Raw genomic sequence first — 18,439 nt, 5'->3', positions numbered from 1 at the left:
CAGGCCGGGACCCGGTCCGGTCGATCAGGGCACGTGAGTAGGGTGGACGCATGCGCGAAATGGACGTCGTGGGAGTCCGCGTCGAGATGCCCTCCAACCAGCCGATCGTGCTGCTCCGGGAGGTGACGGGGGAGCGCTACCTGCCGATCTGGATCGGTGCGGTCGAGGCGACGGCGATCGCCTTCGCCCAGCAGGGCGTCACGCCCCCGCGCCCGCTCACGCACGACCTGATGCGAGACGTGCTCGAGGCGACGGGCCAGCGGCTCGACGAGGTCCGCATCGTCGACATGAGGGACGGCGTGTTCTTCGCGCAGCTGGTCTTCGACGGCGGTGCCGAGGTGGGCGCCCGTCCCTCCGACTCCATCGCCCTCGCGCTGCGCACCGGGTCGCGCATCGTGTGCGCCGAGGCCGTCCTCGACGAGGCCGGCCTGGCGGTGCCCGCGGAGCAGGAGGACGAGGTCGAGCGGTTCCGCGAGTTCCTCGACCACGTCTCGCCCGACGACTTCGAGTCGCACTGACGCAGACCCTCACCCTCAAGTTGAGGTTGAGGGTTGCGACACGCCGCTCCGTGGATGGACAACCCGGGTGATCGGGCTTAGTTTGAACTGTCTCTGTTGTAACTCCACCGTTGTGGTTGTCGGTCCTCCGGCGCCGGGCGGGCCCTTCCCCCAGGAGTTACCGCTCAGCGGAGGATCTGACCTGGAGGGTCACTGTGACTGGCAACGAGAACGAGCAGGGCGCCGACGTCGCCCGGATGAAGGCCGAGGCCGAGGCAGCCGACCTCGCCGAGGAGCAGGGACTGCTCTTCGACGACGACGTCTCGCCACTGCCGAGCGACACCGGCTACCGCGGTCCGACCGCATGCAACGCGGCCGGCATCACCTACCGCCAGCTCGACTACTGGGCCCGCACCGGCCTCGTCGAGCCGAGCGTGCGCGGAGCGGCCGGATCCGGGTCCCAGCGCCTCTACTCCTTCCGCGACATCTTGATCCTCAAGGTCGTCAAGCGCCTGCTCGACGCCGGCATCTCGCTGCAACAGATCCGCACGGCCACCGCCCACCTGCGTGAGCGCGGCACCGACGACCTGACCCGCGTGACCCTGATGAGCGACGGCGCGTCCGTCTACGAGTGCACCAGCAACGACGAGGTCATCGACCTGCTCCAGGGCGGGCAGGGCGTGTTCGGCATCGCCATCGGCGGTGTGTGGCGCGAGATCGAGGGCACCCTCGCCGAGCTGCCGTCCGAGCGCACCGCCGAGCAGGCGGCGCCCTCGCCCAACGACGAGCTCGCCGCGCGCCGCGCCGCTCGGCAGACCGGCTGACCCACGCTCCGACCCTCCCGTTCTCCCACGAGGCCGCCCGTGCACCGGGCGGCCTCGGGCATTTCCGCCCTCCTTGGCTAGACTCGGTGGCGCCGACATCCCATGCGGGAGAGTCACGGCGCACGGTCACCCGACCGGGCGTCGCGCGCCGAAGGGGCAATTCCTCCCCGGAACCTCTCAGGCACCCGGACCGCACTGGGTTGGCACTCTGGAGGTCACCGGACCGACAGAGGGGGAGGTCCAGCGAGCGACCTCAGGGAGCCTTCGTGCCCGACCTCACCCCGACCTCCGCCAGCGCCACCGACGCGATGGGCGAGTTCGTCGCCCGTCACATCGGTCCGGACGACGCCGCCGTCGCCCACATGCTCGAGGCGATCGGACACGAGTCGCTCGAGTCGCTGATGACGGCCGCCGTCCCCGACGGCATCCGCTCCGCCGCGGCGCTCGACCTGCCGGACCCGCTCGACGAGGAGGCGACCGCACGCGCGCTGCGCACCCTCGCCTCGCAGAACCGGCCGGCCGAGGCCATGATCGGGCTGGGCTACCACGCCACGATCACGCCGGCGGTCATCCGGCGCAACGTGCTCGAGGACCCCTCCTGGTACACCGCCTACACGCCCTACCAGCCGGAGATCTCCCAGGGCCGCCTCGAGGCGCTGCTCAACTTCCAGACCGTCGTCGCCGACCTGACGGGCCTGCCCACCGCCAACGCCTCGCTGCTCGACGAGGGCACGGCGGCCGCTGAGGCGATGACGCTCGTACGACGTGCGCAGCGCAACGCGACCGGCGCCTTCGTGGTCGACGCGGACGCGCTCCCGCAGACCATCGACGTGGTGCGCACCCGCGCCGAGGGGATGGGCATCGACGTCGTCGTCGCCGACCTCGACGAGGGGCTGCCCGACGGCGACGTGTGCGGCGTGCTCGTCCAGTACCCCGGCGCCTCCGGTGCCGTCCGCGACCCGCGGCCCGTCATCGACGCCGCCCACGAGCGTGGCGCCCTGGCCGTGGTGGCGGCCGACATCCTCTCCCTCGCCCTGCTCGAGGCACCCGGCACCTTCGGCGCCGACGTCGTGGTGGGCTCGTCCCAGCGCTTCGGCGTACCCCTCTTCTACGGCGGTCCGCACGCCGGCTTCATGTCGGTGTCGGCCGGGCTCGAGCGGCACCTGCCGGGACGCCTGGTGGGCGTGTCCGTCGACGCGGAAGGACGGCCGGCCTACCGTCTGGCCCTCCAGACCCGCGAGCAGCACATCCGCCGGGACAAGGCGACGTCCAACATCTGCACCGCCCAGGTGCTGCTCGCCGTCGTGGCGTCGATGTACGCCGTCTACCACGGCCCGGAGGGCCTGCGCCGGATCGCGCAGCGCACCCACGACCACGCCAGCCGGATCGCGGAGGCGCTGCGCGCCGGGGGAGTGGAGGTCGTCAACGACACCTGGTTCGACACGCTGACGGTCGCCGTTCCCGGGCGCGCGGGTGACGTCGTCGCGGCGGCACGCCAGGTCGGCCTGCACCTGCGGTCGATCGACGCCGACCACGTCGGCCTGTCGACGTCGGAGCGCACCAGCCCCTCGACCGTCGCAGCGGTGCTGCGGGCGTTCGGCGTGGCGCCGACCGGCAACGGGTCGCGCTCGGGCCTCCCCGAGGACCTGCGCCGCACGACCGAGTTCCTGACCCACGAGGTCTTCAACTCGCACCACAGCGAGACGCAGATGCTCCGCTACCTGCACAAGCTCTCGTCGCGGGACTACGCGCTGGACCGCGGCATGATCCCGCTCGGGTCCTGCACGATGAAGCTCAACGCGACCACCGAGATGGAGCCGATCAGCCTCCCGGGCTTCGCCGACCTGCACCCCTTCGCGCCGGCCCAGGACGCCACCGGGTCCCGCGAGCTCGTCGACGACGTCGAGCGCTGGCTGGCCGAGGTCACCGGCTACGACAAGGTCTCGGTGCAGCCCAACGCCGGCTCCCAGGGCGAGCTCGCCGGCCTGCTGGCGATCCGTGGCTACCACCGGGCCAACGGCGACACCGGTCGCGACGTGTGCCTGATCCCGTCCTCGGCCCACGGCACCAACGCCGCGTCGGCCGTCATGGCCGGGATGAAGGTCGTCGTGGTGAAGGCCGCCGACGACGGGTCCGTCGACCTCGACGACCTGCTCGCCAAGTGCGACCAGCACGCCGAGACGCTCGCCGCGATCATGGTGACCTACCCCTCGACCCACGGGGCCTACGAGGACACCATCACCGACCTCTGCAAGATCGTCCACGACCACGGCGGGCAGGTCTACGTCGACGGCGCCAACCTCAACGCGCTGCTCGGCTGGGCCCGCCCCGGGGAGTTCGGCGGCGACGTGTCCCACCTCAACCTGCACAAGACCTTCTGCATCCCGCACGGCGGTGGGGGCCCCGGCGTCGGCCCGGTCGCCGTACGCGCCCACCTGGCGCCCTACCTGCCCTCGCACGGCTGGCACCCGGAGACCGACAAGCGTGCGGGCATCGGCCCCATCAGCGCCGCCCCCTACGGCTCGGCCGGCATCCTGCCGATCACCTGGGCCTACATCCGGATGATGGGAGCGCAGGGGCTGACCCGCGCGACCGCTGTCGCAGTCCTGTCGGCCAACTACATCGCCCACCGCCTCGAGGAGCACTTTCCGGTGCTCTACCGCGGCCACGGCAACCTGGTGGCCCACGAGTGCATCCTCGACCTCCGGGGCATCACCAAGGCCAGTGGCGTGAGCGTCGACGACGTGGCCAAGCGGCTCGTCGACCACGGCTTCCACGCCCCGACCATGTCCTTCCCGGTGGCCGGCACGCTGATGGTGGAGCCCACCGAGTCCGAGGACCTCGCCGAGATCGACCGCTTCTGCGACGCGATGATCGCGATCCGCGGCGAGATCGCGCGGGTCGAGTCGGGGGAGTGGACCCCGGAGGACTCGCCGCTGCGCCACGCGCCCCACACGGCCCGCGCGCTCGTCGGTGAGTGGGACCGCCCCTACTCGCGCGAGGTCGGCGTGTTCCCGCGCGGCATCGACCCCGACAAGTACTGGCCGCCCGTGGCTCGCATCGACCAGGCCTACGGCGACCGCAACCTGGTCTGCGCGTGCCCGCCGCCGGAGGCGTTCGCGCAGTACTGATCTCCGACGAGGTCGTAGGGTCCTGCCGTGAGCGACGACCAGCGGCAGCGACTCCTCGAGGTCGCCCAGGCGGAAGGGCGCCTGACGTCGGTCGTCGGTGCGGTCTTCGACCGCTACGGCGCGGTGTGGGCGGGCGGGGCCGGGCAGGCGCCCGGCCTCGACGGCCAGTACCGCATCGGCTCCATCACCAAGACGATGACGGCCGTCCTGGTCGTCCAGGCACGCGACGACGGGCTGCTCGACCTCGACGACCCGCTCGCCGCGCACCTCGGCGACGTCGGCTACGGCGACGTGACGGTCCGCGACGCCCTGGCGCACTCCTCGGGCATGCAGAGCGAGCCACGTGGTCCGTGGTGGGAGCGCACGCGGGGCGGCGACTTCCCGGCACTGGCCGCGGCCAATGACGGCAGCGGTCGGGTGGCGCCGGCGGGCGCGTGGTTCCACTACTCCAACCTCGGCTACGGGCTGCTGGGCGAGGTCGTGGCGCGCCGGTTCGGCGCACCGTGGAGGGCGCTGGTCGCCGAGCGCCTGCTCGGGCCGCTCGGCATGCGGGCGACGTCGTACCTGCCCCGGCCCGGTGCCCAGCCGGGCTGGAGCGTCGACCACTTCACCGGGGTCCGGGTGCACGAGCCGCTCACCGACACGGGAGCGATGGCCCCGGCCGGCCAGCTGTGGTCGACCCTCGGCGACCTCGTCACGTGGGGACAGCTGCTCGGCGGGGCGCGCCCCGACCTGCTGTCGGCGTCGTCGCTCGAGGAGATGCAGCGCCCGGTCACGCCGGACTACGGCCTCGGGCTGATGCTGGGGATGCATCCCGGCGGGCGGCTGGTGGGCCACAACGGCTCGATGCCGGGCTTCCTGGCAGCCCTCCACGTCGATCCCGACAGCGGCATCGGCGCGGTGGTGCTCACCAATGCGACGACGGGCATCGACCCGAAGGATCTCGCCGTCTCGCTCATCGAGGGCGACCCCGACGCCGAGGACACCCGTCCCACGCCGTGGCGCCCGACCGTCGTGGTCCCGCGGGAGGCGCAGGGCGTCCCGGGGCTGTGGTTCTGGGGCAACTCGGCGTACGACGTGCGCTGGCACAACGATGGGCTCGAGCTCCGGGCGATGGCGCGCGGCAACGTCGTCACCGACCGCTTCGAGCTGGTGCACGGGACGCTGGTCGGCGCCCTGGGCTACCACCGCGGCGAGCGGCTCGACGTCGTACGCCGTCCCGACGGGTCGGTCCACCACCTCGAGTGCGCGACGTTCGTCTACACCCGGACGCCCTACGACCCCGAGGTGGACATCCCGGGCGGCCACCCGCGCCGAGGCTGACGGGGGTGGCGCGGCGTCACACGCCCTGCGACACGCTCGACATGTTGAAGTCCGGGATGCGCAGTGCGGGCGTCGCGGTGCGGGAGAAGTAGTCGTCGCCCCACTCGCGGCTGAAGCTGGGCACCGTCCCCGTGGCCGCGCTGAAGCGGTTGAGCAGGTCGATCGGACTCTCGTTCCAGCGGAAGTTGTTGGCCGCGCCGACGATCTCGCCGTCCTCGACGACGTAGACGCCGTCGCGGGTCAGACCGGTGAGCAACATCGTCTGCGGGTCGACCTCGCGGATGTACCACAGGCAGGTCAGCAGCAGCCCGCGCTGAGTGCCGGCCACCATGTCCTCGATCGTCCCGGCGCCGTCGCCCACCTCGAGGACGAGGTTGTCGATCATCGGCGTCACCGGCTGCCCGGTCATCCCGGCGGAGTGACGGGTCTGCAGCAGGCCGGTCAGCAGGCCGTCGCGGATCCAGTCGGTGCGCTCGAGGGCGAGCCCGTTGTCGAACACCGAGTCGGTGTTGTCGGACGCGCCGGCGATCACGAAGGGGGCGCACTCGAGCCCGGGGTGGGCCGGGTCGGAGAACAGGCTGACGCCGGGCGCGGCCACCTTGTCGCCGATGCGGGTGCCCCCGCCGCGGCGGCTGTAGACCGACTCGCCCTCGTGGGCCACGCGCGCGCCGGCACCCCAGTAGGCGTCGATCATCAGGTCGGCGACCGACGACGGCGGCAGGATCGTGTCGTAGCGCCCGGCCGGCAGGTCGACCCGGCGCTCCGCCCACGCGAGGCGCTGCGCGACCGTCGCGGCCATGGCAGCCGCGTCGACGTCGCGGAAGTCTCGGGTCGCGCCGCCCGTCCACGCACTGCGGGTCAGCGAGGTGTCCTTGCCGGTGCACGCGTAGTGCCCGGTGGGCTGCACGTGCCGCAGCCGCAGGCCCCGGGACGACCCGAGGTAGGTGGTGGCGACGTCGTGGTTGACGAAGCCGTAGAGCAGCCGGTCCTCGGCGGTGGCCTGGGCGAACGCCTCGCCGAGGGCGGGTGCGAAGGCGTCGTACACGCCGATGTCGGTCGTCTCCGGCTCGGTGTCCCAGTCGGCCGAGGTCGCGTCGGTGACGAGCTCGGCGGCGTCCTCGGCGGGGGAGCCCGCGCGGGCGGCGGCATCGGCGGCCTGCACCAGCGCCGAGACCTGCTCGGGCGTGGACGCGCTGCCGGAGACCGAGCCCGTGGCGACGCCGCCCTCGACGGCGGCGAAGCTGACGACCGTCACCGACACCTCGGTCATCACGCCGTTGGTGGTCAGCGTGTTGTTGGCCCAGCGGAGGTTCGCGCTGGTGACGTCACGGACGATCGCGATGCAGTCGTCGGCGGTCGACGCCGCGAGCGCGTGCTCGACGAGCTGCTGGGGAGTGCTGCGCAGGGAAGTCATCAGTGGCCCGCCTCGTCGATGGTGTTGAGGATGTTGACCCCGCGGAACAGGGCGGTGGGGCAGCCGTGGCTGACCGCTGCGACCTGCCCGGGCTGGGCCTTGCCGCAGTTGAAGGCGCCGCCGAGGACCCATGTGTCGGGGCCTCCGACGGCCTCCATGGACCCCCAGAAGTCGGTCGTGGTGGCTTGGTAGGCCACGTCGCGCAGCATCCCGTCGAGCTTGCCGTCGGTGATCTTGTAGAACCGCTGGCCGGTGAACTGGAAGTTGAAGCGCTGCATGTCGATCGACCATGACTTGTCGCCCACGACGTAGATGCCGCGCTCGACCCGGGAGACCAGGTCGTCGGTGCCGAGGTCGTCGGTGCCGGGCATGAGCGACACGTTGGCCATCCGCTGGATGGGGATGTGGCCGGGGGAGTCGGCGTAGGCGCAGCCGTTGGACCGGCCGTCGTTCAGCTCCGGCTTGAGGTGGCCCATCGAGCGGTCGAGCTGGTAGCCGACCAGGACGCCGTCGCGGACGATGTCCCACTCCTGCGTGCGGACACCCTCGTCGTCGTAGCCGACCGTGGCCAGGCCGTGCTGCTGCGTGCGGTCGCCGCGGACGTTCATCACCGGGGACCCGTAGCGGAGGGTGCCGAGCTTGTCGTAGGTGGCGAAGGACGTGCCGGCGTAGTTGGCCTCGTAGCCCAGAGCCCGGTCGAGCTCGGTGGCGTGGCCGATCGACTCGTGGATGGTCAGCCAGAGGTTGGAGGGGTGCACCACGAGGTCGTACGTGCCGGCCTGGACGGAAGGCGCCTTCAGCTTCTCCGCGAGGAGCTCGGGGACCTCGGCGAGCTCGGCGTCCCAGTCCCAGTGCGAGCCGGTGAGGTACTCCCACCCGCGCCCGACCGGGGGTGCGATGGAGGCCATCGAGTCGAAGATGCCGCTCTGCTCGTCCTCACCGGTGGCCTCGAAGCCGGGCTGCAGGCGCACCCGCTGCTGCGTCGTACGGGTGCCGCTGAGGTCGGCGTAGTACTTGTTCTCCTGGACCTGCTGGAGGAAGGCGGTGGCGTGGGCGACGGACGCCGCGCCGCGGAGCCGCTCCGTCCAGTCGACCAGCAGGGCTGCCTTCTCGGGCGTGGGTACGTCGAGCGGGTTGATGTCGTAGCCGGAGACCCAGGTGACGTCGTCGTGCACCGGCTCCGGCGCGAGCTCGACGGGCGTCGTGGTCATCGTCGCGGCCACCCGGGCCACTGACACGGCCGTCTCCGCCACGCGCCGGGCCTCGTCGTCGGTCAGGACCACGCCCGACGCGAACCCCCAGGCGCCCTCGTGGACGACCCGGACGGCGAAGCCGAGGTCCTCGGCGTCGCTCGCGGTCTGGAGCACGCCGTCGCGGGCGCCGAGGTACTGGTAGCGGTTGCGCTCGAACCGGAAGTCCGCATGGCTCGCTCCGAGCTCCTGCGCCCGGGCGAGAGCCACCTCGCCGAGCCGGCGGTGCGGCAGGTCGTGGAAGGTTGGGTCGAACCCGGGCGCAGACATGGGCACGAACCTATCGGAGGGTGGTCGTGGCGGTCGGTTGCGGGCGCGCTGCGCCATACGAGCCGTGACCCATGGGTTCGTGATGTCGCAGGACATCGGTGACATCACGGCGTTGTCCGCCTGGTAGCGGTGCTCTGGTCGAGGGTGCATTCAGCGATGGATCCCGACCCTGCGCGACGCAGCGACGACTCCCGGCAGGACGGCTATCTGAGGACGCGGCGTACGGATCCGGGCCCGATCCACGATCGTGGCGTCCTCAGATAGCAGGTCCTTGCCCGCAGCGTCGTACGCATGCGAACCGTTCACGACCGACCGCCCTGGTCATCCCGAGACCCGACGCGCAGCCATCGGTCCAGATCTGCCTGGCACCGGTGGGCTGAAAACGTGGATCAGCTGGGGGCGTACGCCGAACGGCACCTGTGCGTACGAAGCAGCTAGGCGACGACCAGGCTGGTGCGGCTGCCGTGGCGCCCGCGGTGGACCCGCAGCTGGGCGGGGATCCGCGTCTGCAGCTCGGGCACGTGGCTGACCACGCCGACCACCCGTCCGCCGTCACGGAGGGTGTCGAGGGTGTCCATCACGTCCTCGAGCGTCTCGGCGTCGAGCGAGCCGAAACCCTCGTCGACGAACAGGGTGTCGAGGTCGGCGCCACCTGCCTCCTGGGTGATCACGTCGGCGAGGCCGAGCGCGAGCGCGAGGGACACCACGAAGGTCTCCCCGCCCGAGAGCGTCGCCGGGTCGCGACTGTCTCCGGTCCAGTCGTCGCGGACCAGCAGGCTGAGGCCGCCACGCGTCTCCCCGGCACCGCGCTGTCCGGTGTGGACGAGGGAGTAGCGCCGGTCGCTCATGGTGGAGAGCCGCAGGTTGGCGGCATCGACGACCTGGCCGAGCCGGTGAGCCAGGACGTAGGCGGACAGGCGCATCTGGTGGCGGTTGTCAGGATGCTTGCCCTCCACGAGGGCAGCGAGGTCGCCGACCAGGTCGAGGTCCGCGCGGACCGGCTCCCACGCGGCGAGCGCGGCACGGACCTCGTCGGTGAGGTCGCCGAGGCGGCGCACGCGGTCGCGCAGCGCCAGGTCGCGGTGCCGGGCGGTCGCCGCCTGCTCGCGCGCACGGCGATGGGTCTCGGCGAGCAGGTCGAGGTCGGGGGCGTCGGTGGCTCCGGCGCGGACCAGGTCGGGGTCGGCGAGCAGCTCCCCGGTGCGGGCGAGCTCGCGCTCGTGCTGATCGATGGCCCCGAGGAGTGCGCCGAGCTCGGCCTCGGGGAGCCATGCGGCCGCCGCGTCGACGGACGACCCGAATCCCGCTTCGGACGCGGCCGTGTCGGCGGCCTGCTGGGTGCTCGTCGCCGTGTCTCGCGCGCGGGCGAGACCGGCTGCGTCCTCGATGCACGTGGCGGCGAGCTGCTCGACCTGCCGGTGGTGTGCGGTCATGGCGTCGAGGTCGGCGCCATCGGGGAGGACGGTGCGCACCTGCTCGCGCAGCGCCTCGAGCCGGGAGGCGAGGACGGCTGCCTCGGTGTCGAGCCGTGACGCCGTGGCGGTGACCGCCTCGCGCTGCCGGGAGATGTCGGCCTGCTCGTCGAGCAGGGCGCGCTGCCGCCCGGCCAGGGGCTCGACCGTCCCCGCGGCTGCACGGACGGCCGCGAGACGGCTGGTCGTCGTGGCCTCGGTCGCGAGCAGGCTCTCGAGCGACTCGCCCGCCTCGGCGAGGGCGGCTGCGAGGCGGGTCTCGAGGCCACGCACCTGCTGGGCGTGCGCCTCCACGACGACCTCGAGGTCGTCGACCTCACGTCGCGCCTCGCGCTCGGCAGCCTCGTCGGGTGCGCCGGAGGCGGAGGAGGCAGGGGAGGGGTGGTCGGCCGACCCGCACACGGGGCAGCACGCGCCGACGGCGAGCTGGCGGGCGATCTCGGCGGCCATGCCGTCGAGACGCTGCTCGCGGATCTCCACGAGCTGCTCGCGCGCGAGCAGCCGGGCCTGCGTCGCCGCGTCGAGCTGCTGCCGGGCGACCGAGAGCTCGGACGTGAGGTCGACGGCCGTCCGGGCAGCGCGCACGCGCGAGCCCACCACCGCGAGGTCCCGCTCGAGAGCCGTCGTCTCCGACACCGCCTCGCGCGCGGATGCGAGCTGCGGCTCCAGCTCGGCCAGGACGCGGGGCACCTGATCCGCCCTCTCGGAGAGCCGCTCCAGCTCCGCCGCGGCCTCCTGTCGGCTGCTCGCCGTGCGGGCGAGGGCGGATTCGGCCTCGCCGACCTGGCGGCGCAACGGACGCACCCGGGCGAGGTCGTCGAGCACGCGGGTGGCGCCGCGGAGCTGGTCTGCGACCTGGGTCTCGTCGAGGGTGGTCAGTCCGAGCAGCTCGGCCAACGACGCGACGGAGTCCGCGTGCCGGCGCTCGAGGTCGGCGGCCGCGGCGCCCGACTCGACCGCGAGGTCGTGGAGCGGGCGCACGGCAGCGGCGCGTCGGCTCAGCTCGGAGCGACGTACGCGCTCGGCGTGCACCCCCGCAGCCGCCTCGAGGGCGGACCGGTCACGTCGGGCCGCGGCGTGGGTGGCCTGGAACCCTGCGAGCTCGGCGCCCGCAGCACTGGCGGCGGCAGCTGCGGTCTCCGCGGCAGCCGCGTCGACGGCACGGCGTGACTGCTCGGTCGACGCCTCCTCCGCTGCTCGGGTCAGCTCGGAGACCCAGTCCGCGAGGCTGCCGGGATCGGACTGCCAGTCGTCGGGAGCACGATCGTCACCGACCTCGCTGACGCGGCTCACCAGGTCGGCGACGCTGCTGCGGTGCTGGTCGGAGGCACGTCTCAGCTCGACGCGACGCTCGCGCAGCCACCGCTCGGTGCGGTCGAAGCGGCCGGTCTGGAAGACCTGCTGGAGCAGCGCGTGGCGCTCCTCGGAGCGGGCACGCAGGAAGGCCTGGAACCGGCCCTGGGGCAGCATCGCGACCTGGCAGAACTGGGGGAGCGTCATGCCGACGAGGCGGGTGACGAGGTGACCGGTCTCGTCGAGGCGGGTGCTGAGCGGGTGCCACAGGTGCTGCCCGTCGTCGGTGCGTCGGCGCTCGGAGATCACCACCCGGGCCTGCTCGGTGGTGGTGCCCGTGCCGCGCTTCTTGGGCCTGGTCCACGCCGGCGAGCGGTCGATCCGGAAGCGTCGACCGGACAGGGTCGCCTCCAGCACCACCCGTGGGGCGACGTCGTCGGCGGCATGGTCGGAGCGGAGCCGCTTGGCCGCGGCCCGGTCGCCCGGGACGTCGCCGTAGAGGGCGAAGCAGACGGCGTCGAGGACGCTGGACTTGCCCGCGCCGGTCGGCCCGCTGAGCAGGAAGAGCCCGGCGTCGGACAGGGCGTCGAAGTCGATCGACACCGGGTCGGCGAAGGGTCCGAAGCCGACGACCTGGAGCTGGTGCAGCCTCACGCGGCACCGCCTGCGTCACCGGGGGCGTCAGCCCGCGCACCCACGAGGACGTCGAGGTCGGGGTCGTCGCAGCAGGCGTCGATCGCGTCGCGCAGGAGCGCGGCCTCGGCGGGGGTGGCATCGGAGCCGCGGACGTGGCGCACGAAGTCGAGCGCGATGGCGTGGTCGCTCGTGCCGGGTGCGGGTCGTGGAGCGGTGCGGGCGTCGACGGTGGGGGTCGGGAACTGCAGGACCAGCGTGTGGGGGAAGCGCCGGCGCAGCAGCTCCATCGCGCGCACGGGTCGGCGGGCATCGGTCAGGGTGACCTGCACCCAGTCGTCCTCGTGGTGCGCGAGCGTGGGGTCGGCGAGCAGCTCCTCGAGCGTGCCCGAGAGCCGGGCCAGTCGGCGCGGCACCGGCGCGTCGACCCACGTCGCGGAGGCGAAGCCGGTGGCGTCGAGGTCGACCAGCCACGAGCCCTTGGCCTGGTCGGCCTCCGAGAAGGAGTAGGCCAGCGGGGACCCGGAGTAGCGCAGTCGCTCGTCGAGCACGTGGGGGCCGTGGAGGTGCCCGAGGGCGGTGTAGTCGATGCCGTCGAACAGGCTCGTGGCCACCCGGGACACGCCTCCCACGCTGATGTCGCGCTCGGACTCCGAGGGTGTCGCGCCGGCGACGAAGGCGTGGGCGAGGACCACGCTGCGGGCGGACCCTCCCCGCGCGGCGAGGTCGGCCCGGACCCGCGTCATCGCTGCGGACAGTGCGGCCTCGTGGCTTCGGCGGCCCAACGCCCAGGGCTCGAGCAGCGCGGACGGGTCGAGGTAGGGGATGGCATGGATCGCCACGTCACCGTGCTGGTCGGACAGCACGACGGGAGTGCCGACCGACGAGGCGTCGGTGCGGACGAAGACCCCCGCCGCGTCCATCAGGCGCGAGCCGAACCCGAGGCGACGCGCGCTGTCGTGGTTGCCGCTGCTCACCACGACCTGTGCCCGGGAGGCGGCCAGCCGCGCGAACGCCTCGTCGGCCAGCGCCACGGCGTCGACGTGGGGGAGTGCGCGGTCGTAGACGTCGCCGGAGACGACCACGACGTCGACGTCCTCCTGGTCGACGACCTCGAGGAGGTGGTCGACGTAGGCTCCTTGGTGGACCAGGAGGTCCTCACGGTGGAAGGACCTCCCCAGGTGCCAGTCGGAGGTGTGGAGGATGCGCACGGGACGACGTTAGATCGCTGCACCGACACGGTCCGCCCACCACGCCGCCGACGGCTCGGTCAGTAGCGGACCGTGCGCCCTGCGGACGTGAAGCCCCACAGCTCGATGCCCGCCTCGTCCGCCAGTCGTGCCGCCAGGCTGGTCGGCGCTCCGACCGCCACGATCGACCCGATCCCGGCCGCCGCGGCCTTCTGCACGAGCTCGAAACCGACCCGCCCGCTCAGCACCAGGCACGCCGAGGCGGCAGGGGCGCCGGCGAGCACGCTCGCTCCGACGACCTTGTCGACCGCGTTGTGGCGACCGACGTCCTCGCGGACGACGGAGAGCGTCCCGCGCTCGTCGGCCAGCCCCGCGGCGTGCACGCCGCCCGTCCGGGCGAAGAGCGTCTGCCGCGCGCGCAGCGCCCCCGGCAGGCGTCGTACGACGGACGCGTCCGGACGCGGGCCGGCCCAGGGCCGGGACGTCCGGGTGGCGAGCGCCTCGACGACGCTGTCCTTGCCGCACACGCCACAGGCCGAGGAGCCCGAGGACGCCGACTCGTGCCGGTGGGGGAGAGCGGTGGCGTCGCTGATGGTCACCGTCACGACGTTGAACTCCTGCTCGGGAGCGAGGTCGGCGTCCGTGCAGTAGGCGACCTGCGTGATCGACGTCGGCGCCGCGAGACCCTCGTTGACGAGCCAGCCGGCGGCGAGCTCGAAGTCGTGCCCGGGCGTCCGCATCGTCACCCAGGCGCGACGAGGGGCCGACGATGCGGACCGCACGCGGATCTCGAGCGGTTCCTCGGTGATCAGGCGGTCCTCGCGGGGCACCTCGGCGGCTTCGGTGTGCTCCACCACCCGCGTCCGGACGGAGGGTCCGGGCCGTCGCCCTCGCTCGGTCGTCACCCCTCGACCCTAGCCCGCGCTCCCGTGCGAACGGTGGTCGAGATCACCCCTTCGTGGATGCCGGACCGGAAGCTACTGGTCCGTAAACTGTAAGGGCCGCAACGGAGCGGCTAGTTCTTACATCCACTGCTCACCACGTGAGGGCCCGACGCCCTCGAGAGGACCGATCTTCATGACCACGCAGCTGCACCTGGCTCTCAGCCTCGTCGACTCGCGAGCGCGTTCCGCCGAGGACCGCGCTCCTGCGCAACGTGGAGATCGCCCGCCGTGAGGAGCGCCGAGCCCGACGCGCCGCGCGACGCGTCACCCGCTGACCCCCCTGCGAGGTCGTCCGCGGAGACCCCACCGTCGGGGACCGGACACCCTGCCCGAGCATGCTCTGGCAGGGTGTTCGTCATGACGGACGACACGCTGCGCAGCGTCGAGCTCACCCGCATCGGCCCGGCCAGGTTCAAGGCCACCAACGCCCGCGGTGGCGAGACGTTCTTCGGCACCGGGGGAGTGGACCCCGACTTCACGCCCATCGAGCTGCTGCTCACGGCGATCGCCGGCTGCACCGCCCTCGACGTCGAGGCGATCACGCACAAGCGCACGTCCAGCACGACGTTCGACGTCCACGCCGAGGGCCACAAGGTGCGCGACGGCGAGGGCAACCACCTGATCGGCATCCGGGTCTCGTTCGACATCGCCTTCCCGGAGGGTCCGGACGGTGACGCCGCCCGCGAGCGCGTCCAGTCCGCGATCGAGATGTCGCGCGACCGGCTGTGCACCGTCTCGCGGACCGTGCAGCTCGGCGAGGCCGTCGCCTACGACCCGGTGCCCTGAGCGCCGTGCCCTCGTACGACGTACGACGGCGCGCGCCCGACGGTCAGCCGACGGTGACCTTCTCGATGGTGACGTCCTTGTTGGGCGCACCGCCGCCGGCGGGGTGGGCACCGTCGTTGCCCTCGGCCGCGATCGCGTCGATCGTCTCGAGACCGGCCTCGTCGATCGTGCCGAAGACCGTGTAGTTCGGCGGGAACTGCGAGTCGCGGAAGACCAAGAAGAACTGCGAGCCGTTGGTGTCGGGACCCGCGTTGGCCATCGCGAGGGTGCCGGCCGGGTAGGTCTCGTCGCCGCTCAGCTCGTCGGCGAACGAGTAGCCGGCGCCGCCGGAGCCGGTGCCGGTCGGGTCGCCGCACTGCAGGATGCCGAAGCCGTCCTGGTCACCGATGCGCGGGCACGGGGTGTCGTCGTAGAAGCCCTGCTCGGCGAGCGAGACGAACGAGTTCACCGTGCACGGCGTGGTCGCCGCGTCGAGGGTCAGGCCGATGTCGCCGAAGTTGGTCGTGATCGTCGCGGCGACCGTGCCCTCGGCGGGCGCCTCGGCGTCCGGGCGCTCGACGTCGCGCGCCGGCTCCTGGCCGTCCTCGGGGTAGTCGCAGGTGGTCGTCTTCCCGGACGCCTCCGGCGAGTCCGACTCCGACGCGTCGGCCGACTCGCTCGTGGTGTCGGACGCCGCCGGGTCGGACGCGGTGTCCTTCCCGTCCGCTTCGTTGCCACACGCGGAGAGCGCGAGGACGGACAGGCAGGCGGCCACGGTGGCGAGTCGCTTCAGCATGCCCGTGATGGTAGCCAGCCCACCTCGAGGGCCCTGCGTCACATCTCCTCGTGGGTGTCCGGGTCGCCCCCGAACAGGCGCCCCTTGGCCTCCGCGAGCCCGGAGATGGCGGCCACCTCGTCGTCGGTGAGCTCGAAGCCGAACACGTCGAGGTTCTGCGCCTGCCGGGCGGGGTCGGCCGACTTCGGGATCGGGAGCGAGCCCAGCTGGACGTGCCAGCGCAGGATGACCTGACCGGGGGAGACGCCGTGTGCGTCTGCCGCTGCCCGGACCGCGTCCTCCTCGAGGGGTGCACGCCGCTTGCCCATCGGGCTCCAGGCCTCGGTACGGATGCCGAGCCGCTCGTGCACCTCGCGCATGTGGTCCTGCGGGAAGCGCGGGTGCAGCTCGACCTGGTTGACGGCCGGCGTGACACCGGTGTCGTCGATGATCCGCTCGAGGTGCTCCTCGGTGAAGTTGGAGACACCGATGGACCGCACCAGGCCGTCCTTCTGCAGCTGCACCAGCGCGCGCCACGCCTCGACGTACTTCCCCTGGCTCGGGTTGGGCCAGTGGATGAGGTGGAGGTCCGTGCGCTCGAGCCCGAGGCGGCCCAGCGACTCCCGCACCGACGCGATCGCGTCGTCGTACGCGTGGTGGCGCCCCGGGATCTTGCTGGCCACGACCAGCTCGTCGCGGGGGACCCCCGAGCGGCGGACGGCCTCACCGACCTCCACCTCGTTCTCGTAGTTCACCGCGGTGTCGACGAGGCGGTAGCCGGCCTCGATGGCGGTGCGGATCGCCTCGGTGCCGTCGTCACCGCGCAGGGGGTAGGTGCCGAAGCCGATCGCGGGGATGGTCGTGCCGTCGTTGAGGTCGTACGTCGGGATGTGGGCCATGGCACCAACCTAGGCCGCGCCGGAAAGCGCGCGTCTCAGCGCTCCAGCCGGAGCTCCTGGGCGTCGATGAGTGCGGACGCGCGAGTCAGCGCAGCCGTGCTGTAGGCGCCGATCGCGCGCTCCTCGTGCAGCGCGTCGCGCATCAGCGTGATGAGCTGGCGGTGCAGGAGGACCCGCTGCGAGGCGCGGGTGAGGGCCTCCGGGTCCCGGTCGGCGCGGGCGTCGCGGATGCGGTCCAACCAGGCCAGCGTCTCGGCGGCGACGTCCGGGTCGATCGGGGTGCCGTCGATGACGATCCGGTCCGCGGGTCCCACGGCGGCGGCCGCGGTGGCGGTGATGTCGTCGACGAGCTCAGCCACCTCGGCACGCTGCCGGTCCGGATCGACACCCGAGACGCCCAGCGTGCGGATCACCCACGGAAGGGTGCCGCCGTAGACGAGGAGCGACACCACCGCCACGACGAACGCGACCGTGATCAGCAGCGTTCGCTCGTCGACCTCCGGGCCGATCGTGAGGGCGGCGGCGAGCGTGACGACGCCGCGCATCCCGGCCCACGACAGGACCGCTCCGCCCCGCGCGGTGATGGGCTCGCTCTCCTGGTAGGCCACGTCGGCCCTTCCGCGCTCGATCCGTCGCCGGAACTGCGCGAGCCGGTGCTGCCCACGTGGGCTGTCGACGCGCGGTCCGCCCTCCTGCTCCATCGTGTCGACGCGGTGGCTGATGAGGGTGAGCCGCTGGCGCAGGGCGCCGAGTCGCGGTCGGCGTCGCCGGGCCAGGAGCACCTGGACACCGATGAAGCCGATGCGCAGCACGAGCAGCAGCACGAGGACCAGGGCGGCGATGCCCAGCACCTCGGGCAGGCTGCTCGACGAGTCGTCGAGGTCGCGCAGCAGCGACTCGAGCTGCAGGCCCATCAAGAGGAACACGCCGTTCTCGACGAGGAACTGGATCGTCAGCCAGTTGGTGCGCTCGGTGAGTCGCTCCCGGGCGCTGAAGGTCCGGAGTCCGTGGTGCCCCGTGACGAGGCCCGCCACCACCACGGCCACGACGCCCGACGCCTCGGCCTCCTCGGTGGGCAGGAAGGCCAGGAACGGCACGATGAAGCTGACCGCCGTCATCAGGACGGGGTCGTCCAGCTTGCTCCGCAGCCAGACGGTCGCCCGGCCCACGACGTACCCGATGAGGACGGCGAGAGCGACCGCTCGGACGAAGTCGAGGACCGCGTCGCCCAGGCTGAACCCCGCGGTGATGGCCAGCAGGGCCGTCCGCAGCAGGACCAGGGCGGAGGCGTCGTTGAAGAGGCTCTCGCCCTCCAGCACGGTCATCAGCCGGTGGGGGAGACCGAGGCGCTTGCCGATCGCGGTCGCGGCGACCGCGTCCGTGGGGCTCACGACGGCGCCCAGCGCCACGCCGGCGGCGAAGGAGACGTCGGGAGCGACGAGGTGCACGACAGCACCGACGGCGAGTGCGGACGCGACGACCAGCGTGACCGAGAGCCACGTGATCATGCCGATGCTGCGGCGCAGGTCGAGGACGGGCACCTGGACCGCCGTGGCGTACAGCAGCGGCGGCAGCGCCCCGAGCAGGATCCAGTCGGGCTCCAGCTGGAAGTCGGGCGTGCCGGGCACGAGGCTGAAGGCGATGCCGAGGACGAGCAGCACCAGGGGCGTGGCGATCCCGGTGCGCCGGGACAGCACGGCCGCCACCACGATCGCCGTGAGGGCGGCGACGGCGAGGGTCAGCAGCTCCACGCCCGTCA

General features: G+C 72.6%; 13 protein-coding genes and 1 riboswitch. Of the genes, 5 read left to right on the top strand and 8 right to left on the bottom strand.

The genetic code is table 11. The annotated features are described in order from the left end of the window. The first annotated feature begins 50 nt into the window (after window positions 1–50). The 4 genes from AC3A3L_RS16590 to AC3A3L_RS16575 all read left to right on the top strand — a co-directional run bounded on the left by AC3A3L_RS16590 (window position 51) and on the right by AC3A3L_RS16575 (window position 5,775). Entirely contained in the window at window positions 51–518 is a 468-nt protein-coding gene (locus AC3A3L_RS16590; RefSeq protein ID WP_191195587.1) for a bifunctional nuclease family protein, read from the top strand. A 236-nt stretch (window positions 519–754) separates the two neighbouring features. After that, entirely contained in the window at window positions 755–1,321 is a 567-nt protein-coding gene (locus AC3A3L_RS16585; RefSeq protein WP_487641206.1) for a MerR family transcriptional regulator, read from the top strand. A gap of 95 nt (window positions 1,322–1,416) precedes the next feature. Beyond that, a riboswitch (glycine riboswitch) is annotated at window positions 1,417–1,524 on the top strand. Between the two features lie 105 nt (window positions 1,525–1,629). Further along, window positions 1,630–4,452 carry an aminomethyl-transferring glycine dehydrogenase gene (gcvP, locus tag AC3A3L_RS16580; RefSeq protein ID WP_487641205.1) on the top strand — a complete coding sequence of 941 codons (2,823 nt, stop codon included), beginning with the start codon at window positions 1,630–1,632 and terminating at the stop codon, window positions 4,450–4,452. Between the two features lie 27 nt (window positions 4,453–4,479). Next, window positions 4,480–5,775, top strand: a complete 1,296-nt coding sequence (locus AC3A3L_RS16575) for a serine hydrolase domain-containing protein (RefSeq protein ID WP_487641134.1) — start codon at window positions 4,480–4,482, stop codon at window positions 5,773–5,775. Window positions 5,776–5,791: 16 nt separating this feature from the next. Here the strand turns inward: AC3A3L_RS16575 and AC3A3L_RS16570 are convergent, their stop codons facing one another. From AC3A3L_RS16570 to AC3A3L_RS16550, 5 genes are all read right to left on the bottom strand, one after another. After that, window positions 5,792–7,189: a metallopeptidase TldD-related protein gene (locus tag AC3A3L_RS16570; RefSeq protein ID WP_487641133.1), complete on the bottom strand. Its 1,398-nt coding sequence runs from the start codon at window positions 7,187–7,189 to the stop codon at window positions 5,792–5,794. Further along, on the bottom strand, window positions 7,189–8,709 hold the full coding sequence (locus AC3A3L_RS16565; RefSeq protein ID WP_487641132.1) for a TldD/PmbA family protein: 1,521 nt from the start codon (window positions 8,707–8,709) through the stop codon (window positions 7,189–7,191). The genes AC3A3L_RS16570 and AC3A3L_RS16565 overlap by 1 nt, the downstream gene beginning before the upstream one ends. Before the next feature lie 434 nt (window positions 8,710–9,143). Beyond that, window positions 9,144–12,128, bottom strand: a complete 2,985-nt coding sequence (locus AC3A3L_RS16560) for an AAA family ATPase (RefSeq protein WP_487641131.1) — start codon at window positions 12,126–12,128, stop codon at window positions 9,144–9,146. Beyond that, complete coding sequence (locus AC3A3L_RS16555; RefSeq protein ID WP_487641130.1) at window positions 12,125–13,318, bottom strand: exonuclease SbcCD subunit D; 1,194 nt, start codon at window positions 13,316–13,318, stop codon at window positions 12,125–12,127. Before AC3A3L_RS16555 ends, AC3A3L_RS16560 begins: the two co-directional genes overlap by 4 nt. Before the next feature lie 59 nt (window positions 13,319–13,377). Then, a complete protein-coding gene (locus tag AC3A3L_RS16550) occupies window positions 13,378–14,202 on the bottom strand; it encodes a formate dehydrogenase accessory sulfurtransferase FdhD (protein WP_487641129.1) in 825 nt (274 codons plus the stop codon). Window positions 14,203–14,598: 396 nt separating this feature from the next. On the opposite strand from AC3A3L_RS16550, the gene AC3A3L_RS16545 reads away from it, so the two are divergent. Continuing rightward, complete coding sequence (locus tag AC3A3L_RS16545; protein WP_487641128.1) at window positions 14,599–15,027, top strand: OsmC family protein; 429 nt, start codon at window positions 14,599–14,601, stop codon at window positions 15,025–15,027. A 43-nt stretch (window positions 15,028–15,070) separates the two neighbouring features. Here AC3A3L_RS16545 and AC3A3L_RS16540 read toward each other — a convergent pair whose 3' ends face one another. From AC3A3L_RS16540 to AC3A3L_RS16530, 3 genes are read right to left on the bottom strand one after another with little or no spacing between them, the layout of a single operon-like run. Further along, window positions 15,071–15,802 (bottom strand): peptidylprolyl isomerase, encoded by a 732-nt coding sequence (locus tag AC3A3L_RS16540; RefSeq protein ID WP_487641127.1) that lies wholly within the window; start codon window positions 15,800–15,802, stop codon window positions 15,071–15,073. 38 nt (window positions 15,803–15,840) lie between these two features. Further along, complete coding sequence (locus AC3A3L_RS16535) at window positions 15,841–16,680, bottom strand: aldo/keto reductase (protein ID WP_487641126.1); 840 nt, start codon at window positions 16,678–16,680, stop codon at window positions 15,841–15,843. 35 nt (window positions 16,681–16,715) lie between these two features. Continuing rightward, window positions 16,716–18,431: a cation:proton antiporter gene (locus tag AC3A3L_RS16530; RefSeq protein WP_487641125.1), complete on the bottom strand. Its 1,716-nt coding sequence runs from the start codon at window positions 18,429–18,431 to the stop codon at window positions 16,716–16,718. Between the last annotated feature and the right edge of the window lie 8 nt (window positions 18,432–18,439).

This window comes from Nocardioides sp. Soil_C_8, from assembly GCF_057656315.1.
This window is presented reverse-complemented; position numbering and strand designations above follow the sequence as displayed.

What these genes read in the sequence shown, in the direction of transcription:
- AC3A3L_RS16570 (WP_487641133.1), bottom strand. Translation starts at nt 7,189, where the DNA reads ATGACTTCCCTGCGCAGCACTCCCCAGCAGCTCGTCGAGCACGCGCTC.
- gcvP (WP_487641205.1), top strand. Translation starts at nt 1,630, where the DNA reads ATGGGCGAGTTCGTCGCCCGTCACATCGGTCCGGACGACGCCGCCGTC.
- AC3A3L_RS16565 (WP_487641132.1), bottom strand. Translation starts at nt 8,709, where the DNA reads ATGTCTGCGCCCGGGTTCGACCCAACCTTCCACGACCTGCCGCACCGC.
- AC3A3L_RS16545 (WP_487641128.1), top strand. Translation starts at nt 14,599, where the DNA reads ATGACGGACGACACGCTGCGCAGCGTCGAGCTCACCCGCATCGGCCCG.
- AC3A3L_RS16540 (WP_487641127.1), bottom strand. Translation starts at nt 15,802, where the DNA reads ATGCTGAAGCGACTCGCCACCGTGGCCGCCTGCCTGTCCGTCCTCGCG.
- AC3A3L_RS16585 (WP_487641206.1), top strand. Translation starts at nt 755, where the DNA reads ATGAAGGCCGAGGCCGAGGCAGCCGACCTCGCCGAGGAGCAGGGACTG.
- AC3A3L_RS16535 (WP_487641126.1), bottom strand. Translation starts at nt 16,680, where the DNA reads ATGGCCCACATCCCGACGTACGACCTCAACGACGGCACGACCATCCCC.
- AC3A3L_RS16590 (WP_191195587.1), top strand. Translation starts at nt 51, where the DNA reads ATGCGCGAAATGGACGTCGTGGGAGTCCGCGTCGAGATGCCCTCCAAC.